This window comes from Stenotrophomonas sp. Pemsol (assembly GCF_003586545.1).
GTDB lineage: Bacteria > Pseudomonadota > Gammaproteobacteria > Xanthomonadales > Xanthomonadaceae > Stenotrophomonas > Stenotrophomonas sepilia.
In genome coordinates this window covers 227,149-248,450 of record NZ_CP025780.1, presented here as the reverse complement: position 1 = coordinate 248,450, position 21,302 = coordinate 227,149, and the positions used below count along the sequence as shown (strand labels likewise).

General features: G+C 66.6%; 20 protein-coding genes. 13 read left to right on the top strand and 7 right to left on the bottom strand.

Annotation, left to right across the window (positions count from 1 at the left end; all coding sequences use genetic code 11):
• Positions 1-32: 32 nt before the first annotated feature.
• The 4 genes from PEM_RS01135 to PEM_RS01120 are packed head-to-tail and all read left to right on the top strand — an operon-like array spanning position 33 to position 3,551.
• Complete coding sequence (locus PEM_RS01135; protein ID WP_069139456.1) at positions 33-1,154, top strand: ABC transporter permease; 1,122 nt, start codon at positions 33-35, stop codon at positions 1,152-1,154.
• Between the two features lies 1 nt (position 1,155).
• On the top strand, positions 1,156-1,983 hold the full coding sequence (locus PEM_RS01130; RefSeq protein ID WP_111008219.1) for an ABC transporter ATP-binding protein: 828 nt from the start codon (positions 1,156-1,158) through the stop codon (positions 1,981-1,983).
• Positions 1,984-1,986: 3 nt separating this feature from the next.
• Positions 1,987-2,913, top strand: coding sequence for an MlaD family protein (locus PEM_RS01125; RefSeq protein WP_088496891.1), 927 nt, complete (start codon positions 1,987-1,989; stop codon positions 2,911-2,913).
• Positions 2,910-3,551 (top strand): ABC-type transport auxiliary lipoprotein family protein, encoded by a 642-nt coding sequence (locus PEM_RS01120; RefSeq protein WP_111126812.1) that lies wholly within the window; start codon positions 2,910-2,912, stop codon positions 3,549-3,551. Before PEM_RS01125 ends, PEM_RS01120 begins: the two co-directional genes overlap by 4 nt.
• A gap of 57 nt (positions 3,552-3,608) precedes the next feature.
• Here the strand turns inward: PEM_RS01120 and PEM_RS01115 are convergent, their stop codons facing one another.
• Positions 3,609-4,196 (bottom strand): alpha-ketoglutarate-dependent dioxygenase AlkB, encoded by a 588-nt coding sequence (locus tag PEM_RS01115; protein ID WP_111126814.1) that lies wholly within the window; start codon positions 4,194-4,196, stop codon positions 3,609-3,611.
• Positions 4,197-4,348: 152 nt separating this feature from the next.
• Between PEM_RS01115 and PEM_RS01110 the strand changes: the two genes are divergently transcribed.
• Positions 4,349-7,165: a rhamnan synthesis F family protein gene (locus PEM_RS01110; RefSeq protein WP_111126816.1), complete on the top strand. Its 2,817-nt coding sequence runs from the start codon at positions 4,349-4,351 to the stop codon at positions 7,163-7,165.
• Here the strand turns inward: PEM_RS01110 and PEM_RS01105 are convergent.
• Complete coding sequence (locus PEM_RS01105) at positions 7,162-7,791, bottom strand: CoA transferase subunit B (RefSeq protein ID WP_111126818.1); 630 nt, start codon at positions 7,789-7,791, stop codon at positions 7,162-7,164. The two genes, PEM_RS01110 and PEM_RS01105, sit on opposite strands and share 4 nt — an antisense overlap.
• 1 nt (position 7,792) lies before the next feature.
• Complete coding sequence (locus PEM_RS01100) at positions 7,793-8,524, bottom strand: CoA transferase subunit A (RefSeq protein ID WP_111126820.1); 732 nt, start codon at positions 8,522-8,524, stop codon at positions 7,793-7,795.
• A 172-nt stretch (positions 8,525-8,696) separates the two neighbouring features.
• Here PEM_RS01100 and PEM_RS01095 point away from each other — a divergent pair, with 172 nt between their 5' ends.
• The 8 genes from PEM_RS01095 to PEM_RS01060 all read left to right on the top strand — a co-directional run bounded on the left by PEM_RS01095 (position 8,697) and on the right by PEM_RS01060 (position 17,666).
• Positions 8,697-10,139, top strand: a complete 1,443-nt coding sequence (locus PEM_RS01095) for a UbiA family prenyltransferase (protein ID WP_111126822.1) — start codon at positions 8,697-8,699, stop codon at positions 10,137-10,139.
• Positions 10,139-11,443, top strand: a complete 1,305-nt coding sequence (locus PEM_RS01090) for an FAD-binding oxidoreductase (protein ID WP_111126824.1) — start codon at positions 10,139-10,141, stop codon at positions 11,441-11,443. The genes PEM_RS01095 and PEM_RS01090 overlap by 1 nt, the downstream gene beginning before the upstream one ends.
• A gap of 2 nt (positions 11,444-11,445) precedes the next feature.
• On the top strand, positions 11,446-12,183 hold the full coding sequence (locus tag PEM_RS01085) for an SDR family oxidoreductase (RefSeq protein WP_111126826.1): 738 nt from the start codon (positions 11,446-11,448) through the stop codon (positions 12,181-12,183).
• Between the two features lie 8 nt (positions 12,184-12,191).
• On the top strand, positions 12,192-13,139 hold the full coding sequence (locus tag PEM_RS01080; RefSeq protein ID WP_181453246.1) for an NAD-dependent epimerase/dehydratase family protein: 948 nt from the start codon (positions 12,192-12,194) through the stop codon (positions 13,137-13,139).
• A gap of 2 nt (positions 13,140-13,141) precedes the next feature.
• Entirely contained in the window at positions 13,142-14,428 is a 1,287-nt protein-coding gene (locus PEM_RS01075) for an NAD(P)/FAD-dependent oxidoreductase (protein WP_119706058.1), read from the top strand.
• The gene (locus tag PEM_RS01070) at positions 14,425-14,817 is read left to right on the top strand and encodes a GtrA family protein (protein WP_111126830.1); all 393 of its coding nucleotides are present in this window, start codon (positions 14,425-14,427) and stop codon (positions 14,815-14,817) included. Before PEM_RS01075 ends, PEM_RS01070 begins: the two co-directional genes overlap by 4 nt.
• A gap of 87 nt (positions 14,818-14,904) precedes the next feature.
• The gene (locus tag PEM_RS01065) at positions 14,905-16,251 is read left to right on the top strand and encodes a phosphomannomutase (protein ID WP_111126832.1); all 1,347 of its coding nucleotides are present in this window, start codon (positions 14,905-14,907) and stop codon (positions 16,249-16,251) included.
• An 11-nt stretch (positions 16,252-16,262) separates the two neighbouring features.
• Entirely contained in the window at positions 16,263-17,666 is a 1,404-nt protein-coding gene (locus PEM_RS01060; RefSeq protein WP_111126834.1) for a mannose-1-phosphate guanylyltransferase/mannose-6-phosphate isomerase, read from the top strand.
• A gap of 103 nt (positions 17,667-17,769) precedes the next feature.
• Here the strand turns inward: PEM_RS01060 and rfbD are convergent, their stop codons facing one another.
• Genes rfbD through rfbB form a run of 4 tightly spaced genes read right to left on the bottom strand, consistent with a single transcriptional unit; the run spans position 17,770 to position 21,171 of the window.
• Positions 17,770-18,663 carry a dTDP-4-dehydrorhamnose reductase gene (gene rfbD, locus PEM_RS01055; RefSeq protein ID WP_095378659.1) on the bottom strand — a complete coding sequence of 298 codons (894 nt, stop codon included), beginning with the start codon at positions 18,661-18,663 and terminating at the stop codon, positions 17,770-17,772.
• Positions 18,660-19,217 (bottom strand): dTDP-4-dehydrorhamnose 3,5-epimerase, encoded by a 558-nt coding sequence (gene rfbC / locus PEM_RS01050; protein ID WP_111126836.1) that lies wholly within the window; start codon positions 19,215-19,217, stop codon positions 18,660-18,662. The genes rfbD and rfbC overlap by 4 nt, the downstream gene beginning before the upstream one ends.
• Positions 19,214-20,101: a glucose-1-phosphate thymidylyltransferase RfbA gene (gene rfbA, locus PEM_RS01045; RefSeq protein WP_014645856.1), complete on the bottom strand. Its 888-nt coding sequence runs from the start codon at positions 20,099-20,101 to the stop codon at positions 19,214-19,216. The genes rfbC and rfbA overlap by 4 nt, the downstream gene beginning before the upstream one ends.
• A gap of 14 nt (positions 20,102-20,115) precedes the next feature.
• The gene (gene rfbB, locus PEM_RS01040) at positions 20,116-21,171 is read right to left on the bottom strand and encodes a dTDP-glucose 4,6-dehydratase (RefSeq protein WP_111126838.1); all 1,056 of its coding nucleotides are present in this window, start codon (positions 21,169-21,171) and stop codon (positions 20,116-20,118) included.
• Positions 21,172-21,302 lie beyond the last annotated feature (131 nt).

Here is a 21,302-nt window from a genome sequence, read left to right as displayed (position 1 = left end):
GCCCGATACAGAACGGTTATGCTGCGACCCGAATGGCCCACGTCACCCCGAACCTCGCCCCCCAGCTCGAACAGGATGCCCACGACCCGGGCCTGATCCGCCTGTCCGGCACCTGGACCTTGAAGACCGCGCTGGCCGCGGCCGAAGTCCTGCGCGGCGTTCCCGACGCGCTGACCGGCATCGATGCCACCGGCATCGAGCAACTCGATTCGGCCGGTGTGCTGCAGGTACTGCGCGTGGCCCATCGCGCCGACCTCCACGAAGACGCACTGCAGTTCCGCGCGGACCACCAGGCGCTCGTATGCACCATCGAGGAAGTGGCCGATGACCGGCCCAAGCCCAAGCGCGACTTCGGTGTGCTGGCCGCGCTGGAACGGCTGGGCGTCAGCGTCCACGCCACCGGCCACAACATCAAGGCCCTGTGCAGTTTCCTCGGCGAGAACCTGGTCAAGGCCGTGCGGCTGGTCAAGGAACCCCGCCGCTTCCGGCTGACCGCCACCGTGCATCAGATGGAGCAGGTCGGGCTGGATGCGGTGCCGCTGGTGGCGCTGTTGTCCTACCTGGTGGGTGCGGTGATCGCGTTCCTCGGCTCGACCATCCTGCGCGACTTCGGCGCCGAGATCTACGTGGTCGAGCTGGTCAACATCGCCTTCCTGCGCGAGTTCGCCGTGCTGCTGACCGCGATCGTGCTGGCCGGCCGTACCGCCAGCGCCTTCACCGCGCAGATCGGTGCGATGAAGGCACGCGAGGAGATCGATGCGATGCGTACGCTGGGCCTGGACCCGGTCGACCTGCTGGTGCTGCCACGCTTGCTGGCGCTGCTGGTCACCCTGCCCTTGCTGACCTTCATCGCGATGATCGCCGGCCTGGCCGGCGGCATCACCGTCGGTGCGTTCGACCTCGACATCCCGCCGCAGATGTACATCGCGCGCATGCACGAGACGATGGAAGTGCGGCACCTGCTGGTGGGCCTGTCGAAGGCGCCGGTATTCGCCCTGGTGATCGGCCTGATCGGCTGCCTGGAGGGCCTGAAGGTCGAGGGCACCGCGCAGTCGGTCGGCGAGCGCACCACCTCCAGCGTGGTGCAGACGATCTCGCTGGTGATCATCATCGACGCCTTCGCGGCGTTGTGGTTCATGCACATGGACTGGTGACATGAGCACATCCGCCCTCCCCGAATCCATCGACATGCGCGACGACCAGGGCCACGAACTGGCCATCCGCGTGCGTGGCCTGGTCAACCGGTTCGGCAGCCAGACCGTGCACGAAGACCTGGATCTGGACGTACGCCGCGGCGAGATCCTGGGCGTGGTCGGCGGCTCCGGCACCGGCAAGTCGGTGCTGATGCGCTCGATCCTCGGCCTGCGTGTGCCGGATGCTGGGCAGATCGAAGTCCTCGGCCGCGATGCGCGTGCCGACGACGCCGAGAGCCGCCTGCACATCGAACGCAATACCGGCGTGCTGTTCCAGGACGGTGCCCTGTTCTCGTCGCTGACCGTGGGTGAGAACGTCCAGGTGCCGTTGAAGGAACACCACCGCGAGCTGCCCGAGCGCTGGCACTACGAACTGGCGCTGCTGAAAGTGAAACTGGCCGGCCTGCCCGCCGACGCGATCAACAAGCTGCCCTCGCAGCTGTCCGGCGGCATGCGCAAGCGCGCCGGCCTGGCCCGGGCGCTGGCGCTGGATCCGCCGTTGCTGTTCCTGGACGAACCCACCGCCGGCCTCGACCCGATCGGCGCGGCCGCGTTCGACCGCCTGATCAAGACGCTGCAGGAAGCGCTGGGGCTGACCGTGTTCCTGATCACCCACGACCTGGACACGCTGTACGCGATCTGCGACCGGGTAGCGGTGATCGCCGACCGCAAAGTGGTGGCCAATGCGCCGCTGCCGGACATCGAGAAACTGGATCATCCGTGGATCCAGGAATACTTCCACGGACCCCGCGCGCGCGCCGCGCGTGGCGAACAGATCGAGAGTGCCTGAGCCATGGAAACCAAAGCCAACTACGTGCTGATCGGCGCGTTCACCCTGATCACCGGCCTGGCCCTGCTGGCCTTCGGCCTGTGGGCGGCCAAGTACTCCTCCGACCGCACCTGGCAGGAGTACCGCGTGGTGTTCCGCGAAGCGGTGACCGGCCTGTCGGTGGGCAGCCCGGTGCAGTACAACGGCATCGCGGTGGGCTCGATCACCGAACTGAACCTGGTGCCGGACGACCCGCGTCAGGTGGTCGCGCGCATCCGCCTGAACTCCAACACGCCGGTCAAGACCGATACCCGCGCCAAGCTGGCGATCACCAGCCTGACCGGCCCGTCGATCATCCAGCTCAGCGGCGGCACGCCGCAGTCGCCGGCGCTGACCACGGTCAACAAGGATCCGGCACCGATCATCCCGACCACGCCCTCGGCGCTGCAGAACATCACCGATGTGGCCAACCGCATCGTCGAGCGCATGGACCAGATCCTCAGCGACCGCAACGTGGCCTCGATCAACGCCACGCTGGCCAACCTGGAGACGATCAGCGGCGGCCTGGCCGACCGCGACCAGGGCACGCAGGCGCTGCTGCTCAGCGCGCGCGATGCCGCCCGTAGCCTGGACACCACGCTGAAGACCACCAACGGCACCATCGAGCGCCTGGACAGGAACCTGGTGCAGCAGCTGCCCGGCATCATCGACAAGCTCGACGCGACCCTGGCCAAGCTCGACTCGGCCGCCGGCAATGCCGATTCGATCCTTGGCGAGAACCGCGCCGCGATCAACAGCTTTGCCAACGATGGCCTCGGCCAGCTGGGCCCGACGCTGACCGAACTGCGCGGCCTGATCCGCGACCTGCGCCGGGTCAGCGACCGTCTCGAGAACAACCCCGCGCGCTACCTGCTGGGCCGCGACGCACCGAAGGAGTTCGAACCCCAATGAGCACGCCCCCCCTTCCGCGCCTGCTGCTGGCCGCTTCGATGGTCACCCTGCTGGGCGGCTGCTCCATCCTCGGCAGCAGCGAGAAAACTGCGGTGACGCTGTACTCGCCGTCCGTGCAGGTCAAGGCGGACCCGGCGTGGCCGCAGGCCAGCTGGCAGCTGGTGCTGGCCAAGCCCAGCGCCGCGCGCATGGTCGACAGCCCGCGCATCAACGTGCGCCCGACACCGTCCCAGCTTGAGATCTACAAGGGGGCCAGCTGGGCGCAGCCGGCCACCGACATGATCGAGGACACCCTGTTGCGCGGCTTCGAGGATTCCGGCCGCATCCGCGGCGTGGCCCGCAGCACTGCCGGCATCCGCGCCGACTACAAGCTGTCCACCGACGTGCGCCGCTTCGAATCGGATTACCAGGGACAAGCCACGCCGACGGTAGTGATCGAGGTCAACGCCAAGCTGATCCACGTCGCCGACCAGCGCGTGGTGGCCGACCGCACCTTCCGCCAGGCGCAGCCGGTCGGCAGCACCGACGTACCGGCGGTGACCGCGGCCTTCGAGCGTGGCCTGCAGCAGCTGGCACAGGATGTGGTTGGCTGGACGCTGGTGAGCGGGCAGAACGACGCCACGGCGGCCAAGCGCTGACGCGTCGCAGGGGTCAGAGCCCTTCCCCGACGGGAAAGGGATCTGACCCCTTCTTCATCACCGCGGCGTAATCCAGCGAAAGGTCAGGTTGATCCGCTCGCCCTGCACCCGCGCCACCTTCGGCAGCGCGTGCTGGTAGAAGCGCTGGGTCTGCCCGGCCATCAGCAGCAGGTCACCGTGGCCCAGCACGAATTCGGCCTTGCGCGCCGTATCGTCGCGTCGGCGCAGCAGGAAACGGCGCGCGGCACCCAGGCTCAGCGACGCGATCACCGGGGCCGGTCCCAGCTCCGGCTCGTCATCGCTGTGCCAGCCCATGTAGTCACCGCCACCGCGATAGCGGTTCAGCAGCACGCTGTTGAAGCGGCCGTAGCCTTCGGCCTGCAGGCGCTCGCGCACGGCCTGCAACACAGGCGGCCACGGATGCGGCACGAACTCGGCACCGGAGTAGCGGTAGCGCGCCTGCGGGTCGCCGATCCAGCAGCTCAGCCGCGGCGAATCCACCCAGTTGCCGAACATCCGGATGCGGTGGACCTCCCACCGCACGTCGGCCTGCAGCGCCCCCATGAGCCGGTCGGCGTCGGCAGCGGCCAGCCAGCCCGGCAGGTGCTGGACGTCGGCGTCGGGCAGGTCGTGGGGAAACAGCATGCAGCCGCCGGACTGGAAGGGGACAGAGGGGAGCATGCCTGATTTGCCCCGTTCAGGTGCACGCGGGAGAATGGCCCAATGCCCCTGCCACACCAATTCATGCACCTGATGCCTCGCTGTCCACTTCTGCCCCGCCGCTACAGGAGCCTGCCATGAATCCGGCACGCTATCTCGAAGCCGCACGGCGATCGGTACAACGCCATGGCGGCGGCATCGCAGGGCTGGGATTGGTGCTGTTGCGGGCTCTGAAAGTCATTCGTGCCATGGGGGTGCGCGGCTTCATCGCGCGCCTGCGCTCAGCCGGCGCAGTCCGCACCCGTGCCTGCGAGCCTTTCGATGCGCCTCCCCTGCCAGCACCAGTGCCCCTGGAGCAGCTGCAGCTGCGTACAGGCGTGATGGCCCACGTGTTCTACCCCGACCTGATCGACGAGTTTGCCGCCACACTCGGGCGCATGCCGCTGCGCTTCACCCTGCTGGTCTCGGTCATGGATGACAGGGCTGCGGTCAGCGCACGCGAAGCATTCGGCCGCCTCCGCAACGTGGAGGATCTGGTCATCCGCCAGGTTGAGAACCGTGGCCGCGACATTGCACCACTCGTGGTGACCTTCCGCGAGGAAATCCTCGCACTCGACCTTGTGTGCCACATCCACACTAAGAAGTCGCTCTACACCGGCAGTGAGCAGGAGCAGTGGCGTCGCTACCTGCTGGACAGCCTGCTCGGTTCGCCTGAGCGCATCGCCTGGCTCGTGGGCATTTTCCAGGCCGACCAGAGGTTGGGCCTGGTCTATCCGGAAAGTTACCCGGGTGTACCGCTGTGGGCGCACACATGGTTGAGCAATGGGGCCGCCTGCGAAGCCCTCGCACAGCAGCTGGGGATCTCCCTGGATGCGCAGCGCTACATTGATTTTCCCGCCGGCTCGATGTTCTGGGCGCGGGTGGATGCATTGCGACCGCTATACGAGCTGAACCTTCCACTGAGCGCGTTCCCGCCCGAGCGGGGACAGGTGGATGGCACCCTGCAGCACGCCGTTGAACGACTATTCGGCGTCATCACCCGCCACCAGGGATTCCGCCTCGGCATCCTGCCGCCCGATGGCACCCTGACATTGGCTGCCGAAGGCGAGCGCAACGTCGGCGAGGCACTGCAGACCCGCTTGGCCGACCGCGTGACGCTGGCGTCACTCGAAGCGCGCCTGGTTACGGTCGATATCTTCGATACGCTGGTCACCCGCGCCTTCCTGACACCGTCCGCCGCGCGCGACCATCTGGCCTGGCGACTCCAGCGGCAGTGGGGCATCAGCGATTTCGCCCGGCATCGCGCCGATGCGGAAAGCAGCCTGCGAGAGCGCCTGCAGCGCGATCCCACCCTGACAGAAATCCATACCGAGCTGGCTGCGCGCCTGTCGCTGCCGGGCGTGGACGCGGACATGCTGGCCGATGCCGAGCGGGCGCATGAGCGTGCCGTGCTCAGCCCGCGGCAAGGCGTGCTGGCAGCGCTGGCGCACGCCCAGCTGACGCCACTCACCGCGTTCTCCGACATGTACCTCTCCGGCGATGACATGCGCCAGGTTCTGCCCGACGAGGTGCAGCAGCGTATCTCGCGCTGGTGGATTTCGTGCGAGACCGGCCTGCGCAAGGACGCCACGGGCAGCTGGAAGCAGCTGGCACAGCGGGAGGGCCGCGATGACGGTCGCTGGCTGCATATCGGCGACAACGAACACGCCGACGTGCAGATGCCACAACTGGCCGGGCTGCTCACGCCCGTGCACGTCCTGCGCCCGTCAGCACTGTTGGACGTGGTGCCCGGCCTGCGCCCGCTTCGCCACCCATCGGGCGCGCAGGCACCGTGGCCGGAGCAGCTCTGGCGCGGCCTGCTGGCCAATGGTTTCGCCACCCTCGCCGACACCTCACCACAACGCCTGCTCGGCCGTCCCCAGCTCGATGGGCACATGCTCGGCCATGCCGTGCTCGGACCGCTCGTACTGGATTTCCTGCTGCATGCCGTCAGCGTCGCCCACGGTCATGACGTTGACCACCTGTTGTTCCTGAGCCGCGAGGGCTATCTGCTGGAGCAGGCATTCACCCGTCTGCAACGCGCACATCCGGCCGCAGCCACGTTGAAGGGCAGCTATTTCCTGGCTTCGCGCCGGGGCACGCTGCTGCCTGCGTTGTTCACCACTGCCGATCTGCCACTCATCGTGCAGGGCACGTTCAATGGGCCGCTGCGTGGCCTGCTGCAGGCCCGCCTGGGTGATGAGGCCGCGACCCGAATCGCAACGCTGCAGCCTGGTCTGATGGAGCGCGACGTGTTCTTGCCGGAGATGGCAGGCGACGCGCTGCGCTGGCTGGAACCAGCAGCCGATGCGCTGCTGGCGCTGGCTGACCAGCAACGGCAGAGCTACCGCGCCTACTGCGCACGAATGATAGGCACCTCTACACCGATGGTAGTGGATGTCGGCTACGCCGGCAGCATCCAGCGCAATCTGGCACGCCTGCTCGAAAGACCCCTGGGGGGGGTCTACATGGCGCTTCGCGCCGGCGCCAGTGTGCTGGCAGACCATGGCTGGGCGGAAGCACGGTATTTCGATGGCCGTAGCGGCAGCAGTGAGAACGACTCGATCATCCTTGCCAATGATCTGCTGCTGGAATCACTGCTGGCGGCGCCGCAGGGACAGTTCAACGGCTTCGCAGGAAGTCCCGACGAGCCTGCTTTCGGACCGATGGAACTGACTGCACAGGCCGTATCCACACTCGCTGACGTCCACGCCGGGGCCTTGGCCTTCATCGACGAGGCCTGCATCGCGATCGGCCAGGACATCGCCGGGTTGAATCTGGACGCCAAAGGCGTCCAGGTGCCACTGCATTGCCTGGGAAGTGGCCGCTGGAATGCCGATCAGGCGCTTGCCCAGCTGGCCACCGAGGACGCATTCACCGGCCGCGGCACGGTCAGCGCAGCAACGCCGCGTTAACGGCGGAACGCAACGCCGGTCTTTTCCTTCAGCTCTTGATCGCTGACACCCGGCGCGGCTTCCACCAGCTGCAGACCAGTATCGGTCACGTCGAACACGGCCAGGTCGGTGATGATGCGGTCGACCACGCCAACACCCGTCAACGGCAGCGTGCATTCGGCCAGGATCTTGTGCTCGCCGTTCTTGGCGGTGTGCTCCATCAGCACCACCACGCGCTGCACGCCAGCGACCAGGTCCATCGCACCGCCCATGCCCTTGACCATCTTGCCGGGCACCATCCAGTTGGCCAGGTCGCCCTTGTCGGTCACCTGCATCGCACCGAGGATGGCCAGGTTGACGTGGCCACCGCGGATCATCGCGAAGCTGTCGTGGCTGCCGAAGTAGCTGGCGCCCGCACGTGCGGTGACGGTCTGCTTGCCGGCATTGATCAGGTCAGCGTCGACTTCAGCGTCGGTCGGGAACGGGCCGATGCCGAGCAGGCCGTTCTCCGACTGCAGCCACACGTCCACGCCTTCGGGAATGTGGTTGGCGACCAGGGTCGGCAGGCCGATGCCCAGGTTCACGTAGGCGCCATCGGTCAGTTCCTGGGCGGCACGGGCCGCCATTTCATCGCGGGTCCACGCCATGTCAGTTGCCCTCCGCGCGGATGGTGCGCTGTTCGATTCGCTTCTCAGGACGCGGGTTGTGCACGATGCGGTGCACATAGATGCCCGGCAGGTGCACCTGATCCGGGTCGATGGCGCCGACCGGCACGACCTCTTCAACCTCCACGATGCAGACCTTGCCGGCCATCGCACAGGCCGGGTTGAAGTTGCGTGCGGTCTTGCGGAACACCAGGTTGCCAGCCTCGTCGGCCTTCCAGGCCTTGACCAGTGCCACGTCGGCGCGCAACGCGGTTTCCATCACGTAGTGCTTGCCTTCGAACTCGCGGGTCTCCTTGCCCTCGGCCACCACCGTGCCATAGCCGGTGGCAGTGAAGAACGCAGGGATGCCCGCGCCGCCGGCACGCAGGCGCTCGGCCAGGGTGCCCTGCGGATTGAATTCCAATTCGAGCTCGCCGGCCAGGAACTGGCGTTCGAACTCCTTGTTCTCGCCCACGTAGGACGAGATCATCTTCTTGATCTGCCGCGTTTCCAGCAGCTGGCCCAGGCCGAAGCCATCGACGCCAGCATTGTTGGAGATCACGGTCAGGCCTTTGGCGCCGCTGTCGCGCAGCGCAGCGATCAGCGCCTCGGGAATGCCACACAAGCCAAAGCCACCCACGGCCAGGGTCTGGCCATCGGCGACCAGCCCCTGCAGGGCCTCCGCCGCACTGGCGTAGCGCTTGCCGCGCTTTCCGCCGGAAGTCGATTGCTGCATTGCTGTAGTACCCTGCGAATGGATAAGCGCATTCTAGCCGCAGGCCTGCATCCGACGGGTTTGCGGCGCAGCAAACCACGATGACGCAGCGGCCCGGGGCGGGGATGCCGCTTTCTGGCCCATGCCCCAACGCGGATACAATGGACGACCCCGCCGCGTCAGCCCGCGAACGATGCCCCCAGCGCCTCCTGCCCCATCTCCTGCAGCCCATGACCGCGCCCTGTGCGTGGACCTGGATGGCACGCTGCTGGACACGGACCTTCTGTATGAATCGCTGCTGGTGCTGTTGGCGCGCAATCCGTTGTACTTGTTCCTTCTGCCGTTCTGGCTGCTGCAGGGCAAGGCCGCACTGAAGCGGCAGATCGCTGCACGCGCCACCGTCGATCCATGCCACCTGCCGTACAACCCAAAGGTACTGCAACTGTTGCGCGACACACCGCAACGCCCTCGGGTGCTGTGCACCGCCTCCGACCAGTTGCTGGTTGCGCCGATCACCGCATATCTGGGCCTGTTTGAACAGGTCATTGCCAGCGACGGCCAGCGCAACCTGTCCGGCACGCACAAGGCACAGGCCCTGGTGGATGCCTTCGGCGAGCGCGGTTTCGACTACGCCGGCAATGGCACGGTCGACCTGGCGGTCTGGGCCCGCGCCGCAGGCGCCTGGGTGGTCAACAACGGCAGTGCACTGGCGGGCGCCGCAGCGCAATGCACGCGGGTACTGGGGCACTGGCCTGCACCGTCCAGGCCGCAGGCGTGGTTGAAGGCGCTGCGTCCGCACCAGTGGCTGAAGAACCTGCTGGTGTTCGTGCCCCTGTTGACCGCCCACCGCTTCCTGGAAGCACCGGCAGTGGCCGATGCGCTGCTGGCCTTTGCGGCCTTCAGCCTGTGCGCCTCCGGCGTCTATGTACTCAACGACCTGCTCGACCTTGATGCAGATCGCCGCCATCCGCGCAAGCGCCATCGCCCTTTTGCTGCCGGCCGCTTGCCGCTGCTGCACGGCCTGGTTGCGGGCCCGCTGCTGACGCTGTGCGGGCTGGCCGTAGCACTTGCCTGCGGCCCGGCATTCGCCGCAGTGCTGGCAGGCTACTACGTGCTGACCGTCGCCTATTCGCTGCGCCTGAAGCGCATCGTCATGCTCGACGTGGTGCTGCTGGCCAGCCTCTACACCCTGCGCATCATCGGCGGCACGGTGGCCATCGGGGCAGAACTGTCGTTCTGGCTGCTGGCCTTCAGCATGTTCATTTTCCTCTCGCTGGCCCTGCTCAAGCGCTATACCGAACTGCACGCGGTGCTGGCACGTGGCAAGACCCGCGCCAACGGCCGTGGCTACGGCGTGGAAGACCTGCCGCTGCTGCAGTCGCTGGGCGCTGCCGCCGGCTACAGCGCCGTCCTGGTGATGGCGCTGTACATCAACAGCCCCGATAGCGTGGAGCTGTACCGCAACCCGAAGCTGCTGTGGTTCATCTGCCCGGTCCTGCTGTACTGGGTAAGCCGCGCCTGGGTGATCGCCCATCGCGGCAACATGCACGATGACCCGATCGTGTTTGCCGCCACGGATCGGCCCAGCCAGGTGGTGGCCGTGCTGTGCGCCGGGTTTGCCCTGGTGGCGATCTGATGCGGGCCGACGCGCATTCCTGGGGGCGGTATCCGCGCGCGCCACAGTCGCTGATCAGGGTGCACGATCGGCTCGCCACGCTGCCAACCTTCGAGGGCACTGCGTTGCCGCATGGTAACGGACGCAGCTATGGCGACAGCTGCCAGAATCCGGGGGCCACCCTGCTGGAATGTCGCGATCTGGACCGCTTCATCGCCTTTGACCCGGCCAGCGGACGGCTGCACTGCGAAGCTGGCGTCACCCTGGGTGAGATCATCGCGCTCGTTCTGCCGCAGGGCTGGTTCCTGCCGGTTACCCCAGGCACGCGTCACGTCACCGTAGGCGGTGCGATCGGCAATGATGTGCATGGCAAGAATCATCATCTGGCCGGCAGCTTCGGCCACCACGTGCTGTCCTTCGAGCTGCTGCGCAGCAACGGCGAACGCCGCGCGTGCCGTCCTGGCGATGACGACGGCTGGTTTGAAGCCACCCTGGGTGGGCTCGGCCTGACCGGGCTGATCACGCATGCCGAGCTGCAGCTGCGCCGCGTGCCGGGCAGCAGCCTGGAGGTGGAGAACATCCGGTTCTCCGGCCTGGCCGACTTCTTCGCGCTGTCACAGGACAGCAGCGAAAGCCACGAGTACAGCGTGGCCTGGATCGACTGCCTGGCACGTGCCCGCGCCCTCGGCCGCGGGCATTTCACCCGTGCCAACCATGCCGCGCAGCCGGCCGACGAACGTCCAGCCACGCCCCGGCGGCAGTGGTCGATGCCGCTGATACCACCGATATCACTGGTCAACCGGCTCACTCTGCGCCCGTTCAATACGCTCCATTACTGGCGCCAGCCGGCGCAACGCCGGCGCCACGTCTCACACCTGTTGCCCTTTTTCTATCCGCTTGATGGCATCAGCCAGTGGAACCGGATGTATGGTCCGGCTGGCTTCGTGCAGTACCAGTGCGTGCTGCCACCGCACGCGGCCGCGGATGGAGTTCCCGCCCTGCTGCAGGAAATCGCCCGCAGTGGCCAGGGTTCGTTCCTGGCGGTGCTCAAGCAGTTCGGCACGCGGCCGTCCCTTGGCATGTTGTCCTTTCCGCGGCCGGGTACCACCCTGGCCCTGGACTTCCCCAATACCGGCGAGGCACTGTGGGCCCTGCTGCGGCGCCTGGACCAGATCGTCGATGCCGCCGGCGGTGCCCAGTACCCGGCCAAGGATGCGCGGATGACTGCCGCCTCGTTCCAGCAGGCGTACCCGCGCTGGCAGGACTTCAGCCGATTCATCGATCCACGTTTCTCGTCCGGCTTCTGGCGCCGGGTCACGGAGTAAGCATGCAGAACGTCCTCATCGTCGGCGCCACGTCCGCGATTGCCGAAGCCGTTGCCCGGCGCTATGCCGCACGCGGCGCGGGGCTGTTCCTGGCTGGGCGCCGCGCCGACAGGCTGGCCGCCATCGCCGACGACCTGCGCGTGCGTGGTGCACGCGCCACGCACACTTATTCGATGGACATCAACGATCTGGCCGCTCACGCCGAGCTGCTGGCGCAGGCTTGGCAGGCGCTGGGACGGGTGGATGTGGTGCTGATTGCACATGGTACGCTGCCCGACCAGGCAGCCTGCGAAGCCTCGGTGGAGACCTGCATGACCGAGTTCGCCACCAATGGCACCTCCACCCTGGCCCTGCTGGGGCCTGTTGCCAATCGCCTGGCTGACGCTGGCAGCGGTGCGCTGGCGGTGATCACTTCGGTGGCCGGTGACCGCGGCCGCCAGAGCAACTACGTCTACGGCGCCGCCAAGGCCGCGGTCAGCACCTACCTTAGTGGCCTGCGCCAGCGCCTGGCGAAGCAGGGCGTGGCGGTGGTCGACATCCGTCCGGGGTTCGTCGACACGCCGATGACGGCCCACCTGCGCAAGGGCCCATTGTGGGCAACGCCGGACCAGATCGCGCGCCGCATCGTCGCCGGCATCGGCCGCGGCACCCCGGTGCTGTATGCCCCGGGCTTCTGGCGATTGATCATGACGGTGATCCGCCTGCTACCGCAGACCCTCTTCAACAGGATCTCGCTGTGAGCGCTGCAATGGGCTCCGAGCTGGAGCAGAAGATCATCATTCCCGGTGGTGCCGGCCTGGTCGGCCAGAACCTGGTCGCCATCCTCAGGCGCCAGGGCTACCGCCGGCTGGTGGTGATCGACAAGCACGCCGCCAATCTCGCGGTGCTGGCACGCATGCATCCAGACGTGGTGACCGAACACGCCGACCTGGCAGAGCCGGGCGCCTGGGAGCGCCATTTCGCCGGTGCCGACGCCGTGGTGATGCTGCAGGCGCAGATCGGCGGCACCGATCCTCTGCCATTCGTGCGCAACAACATCACGGCCACCGACCTCATCCTGGATGCCATCGAGCGCCACGCCGTCCCCTACACGGTGCACGTCAGCTCCTCGGTGGTCTGTTCGGTGGCCGATGACGACTACACCCGCACCAAGCGTGAGCAGGAGCAACGGGTCGCCGCGCGCGGCATTCCATCGGTCATCCTGCGCCCGACCCTGATGTTCGGCTGGTTCGACCGCAAGCACCTGGGATGGCTGTCGCGCTTCATGCGCAGGGTTCCGGTATTCCCGATTCCCGGCGATGGTCGCTACATGCGCCAGCCACTGTATGCCGGCGATTTCGCCACCATCATCGCCAGCTGCCTGCGCTCGCGCATTGCGGGTCAGCGCTACAACATCACCGGCCTGGAGAAGGTCGATTACATCGATATCATCCGCCAGATCAAGCGCAGCACGCGTGCCCGCACCCTGCTGCTGCACATCCCCTATTGCCTGTTCCACCTGCTGCTGAGGACCTGGGCGCTGTTCGACCGCGACCCACCGTTCACCGCGGCGCAGCTGCAGGCGCTGGTGGCCCATGATGAGTTCGAAGTCATCGACTGGCCTTCGATCTTCAACGTACGGCCGACGCCCTTCGCGCAGGCCATCGACGCCACCTTCAACGACCCCGAGTACGGCGACATCGCCCTGGAGTTCTGATCATGAACGAGCGCATCACCGTTCTCGGCGCCGGCCCGATGGGCCTTGCCGTGGCCTACCAGCTGGCCCGCGACGGCCATCAGCCCGTGGTGTTCGAAGCCGATGACCGCGTTGGCGGAATGACCGCGAGCTTCGACTTCGACGGCATGCCGATCGAACGCTACTACCACTTCCATTGCACCTCCGATCACGATTTCCTGGCCGTACTCGACGAGTTGGGGCTGAGTGAACGCATGCGCTGGACCGAGACCCGCATGGGCTACTGGTTCGGCAAGCGCCTGCAGGCCTGGGGCAACCCGATCGCCCTGCTGCGCTTCAGAGGCCTGGGGCTGATGGCCAAGATCCGTTACGGCCTACACGCTTTCCTGTGCACGCGTCGCAACGACTGGCGCCCGCTGGACCACGTTGAAGCTTCTTCCTGGATCCGCCGCTGGGTCGGCGCCGAAGCCTATGAAACGCTATGGCGCCGGTTGTTCGACTACAAGTTCTACGACTATGCCGGCAACCTGTCCGCGGCCTGGATCTGGAGCCGGATCCGACGCATCGGGCGCTCCCGTTACAGCCTGATGCGCGAAAAGCTCGGGTATCTGGAAGGCGGTTCATCCACTCTGCTCGATGCCCTGCATGCAGACATCCAGCGCCATGGTGGCGAGGTACGGCTGTCCTGCCCGGTGCAACGCATCGTGATCGAGGAAGGCCGCGTGCGCGGCGTCCAGGTCGGCGGCGAGCACCTGGCCTTCGACAAGGTCATTTCCACGGTGCCGCTGCCGTTCGTGCCACGCCTGGCACCGGACCTGCCCGAAGCCATCCTGGCGAAGTTCCGCGCACTGAACAACATCGCCGTGGTCTGCGTGATCGCCAAGCTGCGCAGGCCGGTTTCGGCCAATTTCTGGGTCAACACCAACGACCCGGACATGGACATCCCCGGCATCGTCGAATACACCAACCTGCGCCCGATGGATGCGCATATCGTCTACGTGCCGTTCTACATGCCCGGCGAGCACGAGCGCTATGGCGACAGCGACGAGGTGTTCGCCGACAAGGTGCGCCGCTACCTGTGCATGATCAATCCGCAGCTGGGCTCAGATGACTTCATCGACGTGCGAGTCAGCCGCTACCGCCACGCGCAGCCAATCTGCGAACCGGGCTTCCTGGACCGGCTGCCGCCGCGCCGGCTGCCGGTGGAAGGACTGTGGGTGGCCGATACCTCGCACTACTACCCCGAAGACCGCGGCATCTCCGAGAGCATCGGCTTCGGACGCGCCATGGCCCGCGAGGCGGTGGCGTGACCCTGTCCCGCCCGTTCCTGCTGTTCCTGCTGGCCGGCGGCATCGCTGCGCTGGCCAACATCCTGTCGCGCATGCTGTACAGCCACTGGATGCCGTTCACCCCGGCGATCATCGCCGCCTACCTCACCGGCATGGTTACCGCCTTCGTGCTGACCCGCTGGTTGGTGTTTTCCGGCAGCACACGCCCCCTGCACCACTCGGCGTTCTACTTCGTGCTGGTCAACCTGTTCGCGGTGGCCCAGACCTGGCTGGTTTCCATCGTCCTGGCCTACCACCTGCTGCCATGGCTGGGCGTGGACCTGCTGCGCCTGGAAATCGCCCACGTGGTAGGTGTGGCGGTGCCGGTGGTGTCCAGCTACTTCGGCCACAAGTACCTGTCGTTCCGATGACTGCTCCCGGGGCGTCGTTTCCGGAAAACGGTTCCCACACATCCGTGGCCGTAAACTACGGCGCTGACCTCATCCAGGATCCGATCAATGCCCCTGCCCGCCTTCAAGGCCTATGACATCCGCGGCCGCGTGCCGGAAGAACTGAACGAAGATCTGGCCCGCCGCATCGGCGTCGCCTTGGCCGCGCAGCTCGCTCCCGGTCCAGTGGTCCTCGGCCATGATGTGCGCCTGACCAGCCCCGCGCTGCAGGATGCATTGGCCGCAGGCCTGCGCGGTACCGGGCGCGAGGTGATCGACATCGGACTGTGCGGCACGGAAGAAGTCTATTTCCAGACCGACCATCTGGGCGCGGCCGGCGGCGTGATGGTCACCGCCAGCCACAACCCGATGGACTACAACGGCATGAAGCTGGTCAAGGAGAACGCGCGGCCGATCAGCTCCGATACCGGCCTGTTCGCGATTTCCGATGCGGTCGCCGCCGACACGTCCGAGGCGCAACCGCCGCGTGCCGCGCAGAGCGCCCGGCACGACAAGAGCGCGTATATCCAGCATCTGCTGAGCTATGTCGATGCTGGCAAGCTGCGCCCACTGAAGCTGGTGGTCAACGCCGGCAACGGCGGCGCCGGTGCCATCGTCGACCTGCTGGCACCGCACCTGCCGTTCGAATTCATCCGCATCTGCCACGAACCGGACGGCAGCTTCCCCAACGGCATTCCCAACCCGCTGCTGCCGGAGAACCGCGCCGCCACTGCCGACGCGGTGCGCGAACACGGCGCCGATTTCGGCATTGCCTGGGATGGTGACTTCGACCGTTGCTTCTTCTTCGACCACACCGGCCGCTTCATCGAGGGCTACTACCTGGTCGGCCTGCTGGCCAAGGCAATCCTGGCGCGCACCCCCGGCGGCAAGGTCGTGCATGACCCGCGCCTGGTCTGGAACACCGTGGACATGGTCGAGCAGGCCGGCGGCGTACCGGTGCAGTGCAAGAGCGGCCACGCCTTCATCAAGGAAAAGATGCGCGCCGAGGACGCGGTGTACGGCGGCGAGATGAGCGCCCACCACTATTTCCGCGAGTTCGCCTATGCAGACTCCGGCATGATCCCGTGGCTGCTGATCGCCCAGCTGGTCTCCGAAAGCGGGCGCTCGCTGGCCGACTGGGTCGAAGACCGCATGGCTGCCTACCCGTGCAGCGGCGAGATCAATTTCAAGGTCAGCGATGCCAAGGCCGCCGTCGCACGCGTGATGGAGCACTTCGCGGCGCAGTCGCCCACGCTGGACCACACCGATGGCATCAGTGCCGACTTCGGCGACTGGCGCTTCAACCTGCGCAGCTCCAACACCGAGCCGCTGCTGCGCCTGAATGTTGAAGCCCGGGGCGATGCCGCGCTGATGCAGGCGCGCACCGACGACATCTCCCGCCTCATCCAGCAGTAACCGAGGAACGCATGAGCAGCATCCAGCCCGTCATCCTGTCCGGTGGATCCGGTACCCGCCTGTGGCCACTGTCGCGCGAGGCGTATCCGAAGCAGTTCCTGCCCTTGGCGGGTGAACTGACGATGCTGCAGGCCACCTGGAAGCGTGTCGCGCCGATCGCCGCGCGCGGGCCGCTGGTGATCGCCAACGAAGAGCACCGTTTCGTCGCCGCAGAGCAGCTGCAGCAGGTTGGCGCCGAGCCGGCCGCGATCATCCTCGAGCCGATCGGTCGCAACACGGCCCCGGCGATCGCGGTGGCCGCGCTGGAAGCCACCCGCGACGGCGCCGATGCGCTGCTGCTGGTGCTGCCCTCCGACCACGTGATCACCGACGAGGCGGCGTTCCGCGCAGCGGTTCAGGCCGCCGCCGGTGCCGCCGAAGCCGGCAAGCTGGTCACCTTCGGCATCGTGCCGACCGGCCCGGAAACCGGCTACGGCTACATCAAGGCCGCCGATGGCCAGGGCCTGCGTGCGGTCGAGCGCTTCGTCGAGAAGCCCGACCTGGATACCGCGACCGGCTATGTGAGCAGCGGCCAGTATTACTGGAACAGTGGCATGTTCCTGTTCAAGGCCTCGCGCTACCTGCAGGAACTGGAACGCTTCCAGCCCGCGATGCTGGCTGGCAGCCGCCAGGCCTGGCAGCAGGCGCGCCGCGATGCCGACTTCACCCGCCTGGACAAGGACGCCTTCACCGCCGTTCCGTCCGATTCGATCGACTACGCGGTGATGGAGAAGACCGCCGATGCGGTGGTAATTCCACTGAATGCGGGCTGGAACGATGTCGGTTCGTGGACTGCGCTGCGCGATGTCTCGCAGCAGGACGGCGACGGCAATGCCCACCAGGGCGACGTGATCGCCATCGACTGCCGCAATACCTATGCCTACGGCCAGCGCCTGGTGGCCATGGTCGGCCTCGATGACGTGATCGTGGTCGAGACCGACGATGCCGTACTGGTCGGCAAAGCCGACCGCATGCAGGAGGTCAAGACCGTGGTGGCACAGCTGAAGGCCGAAGGCCGCAGCGAGGCCACCTGGCATCGCAAGGTCTATCGCCCGTGGGGCGCCTACGATTCGATCGACAACGGCGAGCGCTTCCAGGTCAAGCGCATCACGGTCAAGCCCGGTGGCACGCTCAGCCTGCAGATGCACCACCATCGCGCCGAGCACTGGATCGTGGTCAGCGGCACCGCCGAGGTGACCCGTGGCGATGAAGTGATCCTGCTCAGCGAGAACCAGAGCACCTACATTCCGCTGGGCGTGACCCACCGCCTGCGCAACCCGGGCAAGCTGCCGCTGGAACTGATCGAGGTGCAGTCCGGCAGCTACCTCGGCGAGGATGACATCGTGCGCTTCGAGGATACCTACGGGCGCAGTTGAGGTTTGCCCGGGGTCGGATCCCGTTGCTGCGCAGCGGGCTCTGACCCGTTCCTGATCGGCCCGGCCGCGCGGCATCGCCGGGCACGGCCCGGCGCTACGGCCATCAGGCCAGCTCCGCCATCACCCGCTTCAGGCCGTCCTGCCAGGTTGGCAGCACGATGCCGAAATCCTGCTGCAGCTTGCGGTTGTCCAGCACCGACCAGGCTGGACGCTTGGCCGGGGTCGGATACTCGGAGCTGGGAATCGCCTCGACCGTCGGCACCTTGGCCAACACGCCGGTAGCCAACGCTTCGGCGAAGATCGCCTCGGCAAAACCATGCCAGCTGGTCTGGCCGCTGGCGGTCAGGTGCCAGGTCCCGGACAGCTGCCCGGGATGCTGCAACGCCTGCAGGGTGACATCGGCGATCAGCGCGGCAGGCGTCGGCGTGCCGACCTGGTCGGCCACCACCCGCAACGCATCGCGCTCGGCCCCGACGCGCAGCATGGTGCGCAGGAAATTCGCGCCGTGCGAGGCATACACCCACGCCGTGCGGAAAATCAGATGGCGGCCACCGGCCGCACGCACCGCGTCCTCGCCATCGCGCTTGCTGGTGCCATACACGCCCAGCGGTGCGGTCGGCTCGTCCTCGCGATAGGGCGCGCTGCCCTGGCCATCGAACACGTAGTCGGTCGAATAGTGTACGAACGGCACGCCGTGGGCCGCGCACCAGCGCGCGATTGCGCCCGGCGCCTGCGCGTTGGCAGCGAAGGTCGCATCAGCGTCCTGCTCTGCGCGGTCAACGGCGGTGTAGGCGGCCGCATTGACCACCAGCGACGGCTGCACGCGATCCAGCAGTGCCGGCAGGCTGTCGGGCTGGCCGAAGTCGGCCGTTTCGCATGCACTGCCGTCCGGCAGCTGGCCGCTGCGGGTAGTCGCGACCACCTTGCCCAGCGGCACCAGCGCGCGCAGCAGCTCTTGGCCGACCTGGCCATTGCCACCGAACACCAGCACGGTCATGGCACGTAGACCGGCAGGCGGTCTTCAGCAATGTCCTTCAGGAATGGCGCGTTCTCGTCCTTGGCCGACAAGGTCGGGGCACTGACCGGCCAGTCCACGGCGATGTCCGCATCGTTCCAGCGCACGCCGGCATCGAAGTCCTTGAGGTAAACCTCGGTGCACAGGTAGCTGAACACCGCACGCTCGGACAGCACAGCGAAGCCGTGCGCGAAGCCCTCCGGAATCCAGAACTGCTTCTTGTTCTCCGCGCTCAGCACCACCGCGTCCCACTGGCCGAAGGTCGGCGAGCCGCGACGGATGTCGACGGCCACATCGTAGACCTCGCCTTCGAGCACGCTGACCAGCTTGCCCTGGGGGCGCGGCCACTGGTAATGCAGTCCGCGCAGTACGCCCTGCGCGGACGTCGACACGTTGCTCTGCACGAAGCGATCGGGCAGGCCCAGCGCGGCGAAGCGCTCGGCATTCCAGGTTTCGAAGAAATAGCCGCGGGCATCGCCAAACACCGCCGGCTCGATCACCACGCAACCGGGCAACTTGGTTTCAATCACTTTCACGGAACGACTCCACGCAGGGCAAGCTTGTGCAGGTACTGGCCGTAGCCATTCTTGATCAGCGGCGCAGCCAGTGCTTCCAGCTGCTCGGCGTTGATCCAGCCCTTGCCGAACGCGATTTCTTCCGGGCAGCAGACCTGCAGGCCCTGGCGGGTCTGGATGGTCTCGATGAAATTGGAGGCCTCCAGCAGCGACTGGTGCGTGCCGGTATCGAGCCAAGCGTAGCCACGGCCGAGGGCCTCCAGGTGCAGGTGGCCCTCGCGCAGGTAGCGCTGGTTCAGATCGGTGATCTCCAGCTCGCCACGCGGCGACGGCTTGAGCTCGGCCGCATAGTCGCTGGCATTGCCATCGTAGAAGTACAGGCCGGTGACCGCGTAGTTCGAACGCGGATTCTCCGGCTTCTCGACCAGATCGATGACCTTGCCGTCCTTGTCGAACTCGGCTACTCCGTAACGTTCCGGGTCGTTGACCCAGTAACCGAATACGGTCGCGCCCTGCTCTCGCTGGTCGGCGTTGCGCAGCACTTCGCGCAGGCCGTGGCCGTGGAAGATGTTGTCGCCCAGCACCAGGCAGCTCGGCTTGCCGGCGACGAAGTCGCGGCCGATCAGGTAGGCCTGGGCGAGGCCGTCCGGACTCGGCTGCACCGCGTACTGGATGTCCATACCCCACTGCGAGCCGTCGCCCAGCAGCTGCTGGAACAGCGCCTGCTCGTGCGGGGTGTTGATGATCAGAACTTCGCGGATGCCCGCCAGCATCAGCACGCTGAGCGGGTAGTAGATCATCGGCTTGTCGTACACCGGCAGCAGCTGCTTGCTGACGCCCTTGGTGATCGGATACAGCCGGGTGCCGGAGCCGCCGGCGAGGATGATGCCTTTACGCTGCGTCATGTCGTCTCCAGGGTTCAGGCCGCAGTGCCGATGCGCTGCAGACGGTAGCTGCCGTCCAGCACGCCGTTGACCCAGTCCTGGTTGTCCAGGTACCAGTCGACGGTAAAGGCGATGCCCTGCTCGAAGGTGTAGGCCGGTTCCCAGCCCAGATCGTTCTTCAGCTTGGACGCATCGATCGCATAGCGGCGATCATGGCCGGGGCGGTCAGTGACATAGGTGATCTGGCTGCTGCGCGGCTGGCCATCCGCACGCGGGCGGCGCTGGTCCAGCAGTGCGCAGATGGCCTGCACCACTTCGATGTTCTGCTTTTCCGAATTGCCGCCGACGTTGTAGGTCTCGCCGACCTGGCCCTTGGCCAGTACGGTGCGGATCGCTTCGCAATGGTCGGACACGAACAGCCAGTCACGCACCTGCTTGCCATCGCCGTACACCGGCAGCGGCTCGCCGGCCAGCGCCTTGGCGATCACCAGCGGGATCAGCTTCTCTGGGAAGTGATACGGGCCGTAGTTGTTGGAGCAGTTGGTGGTCAGCACCGGCAGCCCGTAGGTGTGGTGGAACGCACGCACCAGGTGGTCCGAAGCGGCCTTCGACGCCGAATACGGGGAATTCGGGGCGTACGGCGTGGTTTCACTGAACTTGCCGGTCTCGCCCAGGGTGCCGTACACCTCGTCGGTGGACACGTGCAGGAAGCGGAAGGCCGCGCCCTGTTCGGCCGGCAGCGCCTTCCAGTAGTCACGGACCGCTTCCAGCAGGCCCAGGGTGCCCACCACGTTGGTCTGGATGAACGCACCCGGGCCGTCGATGGAACGGTCCACGTGGCTCTCAGCGGCGAAATTCAGTACGGCGTCGGGCTGGTGTTCGGCCAGCAGGCGGGTGACCAGGGCGCTGTCGCCGATGTCACCCTGCACGAACACGTGGTTCGGGTTGCCGTCCAGGCTGGACAGGGTCTTCAGATTGCCGGCATAGGTCAGGGCGTCGAGATTGACGACCTTGACGCCGCGTGCGACGGCCTCGAGAACGAAGTTACCGCCAATGAATCCGGCACCGCCGGTGACAAGCCATGTGGGCACTACCTGTTCTCCTGATCTAAATTCATCCAAAGGGCGCCATGAAGCACCCAGCACAGCAGCACAGGATACATGTGGTTCGTCTTCACGACTGCCTGCGTGACGTGAACGACGCACTGGATTCACGCGAGCCA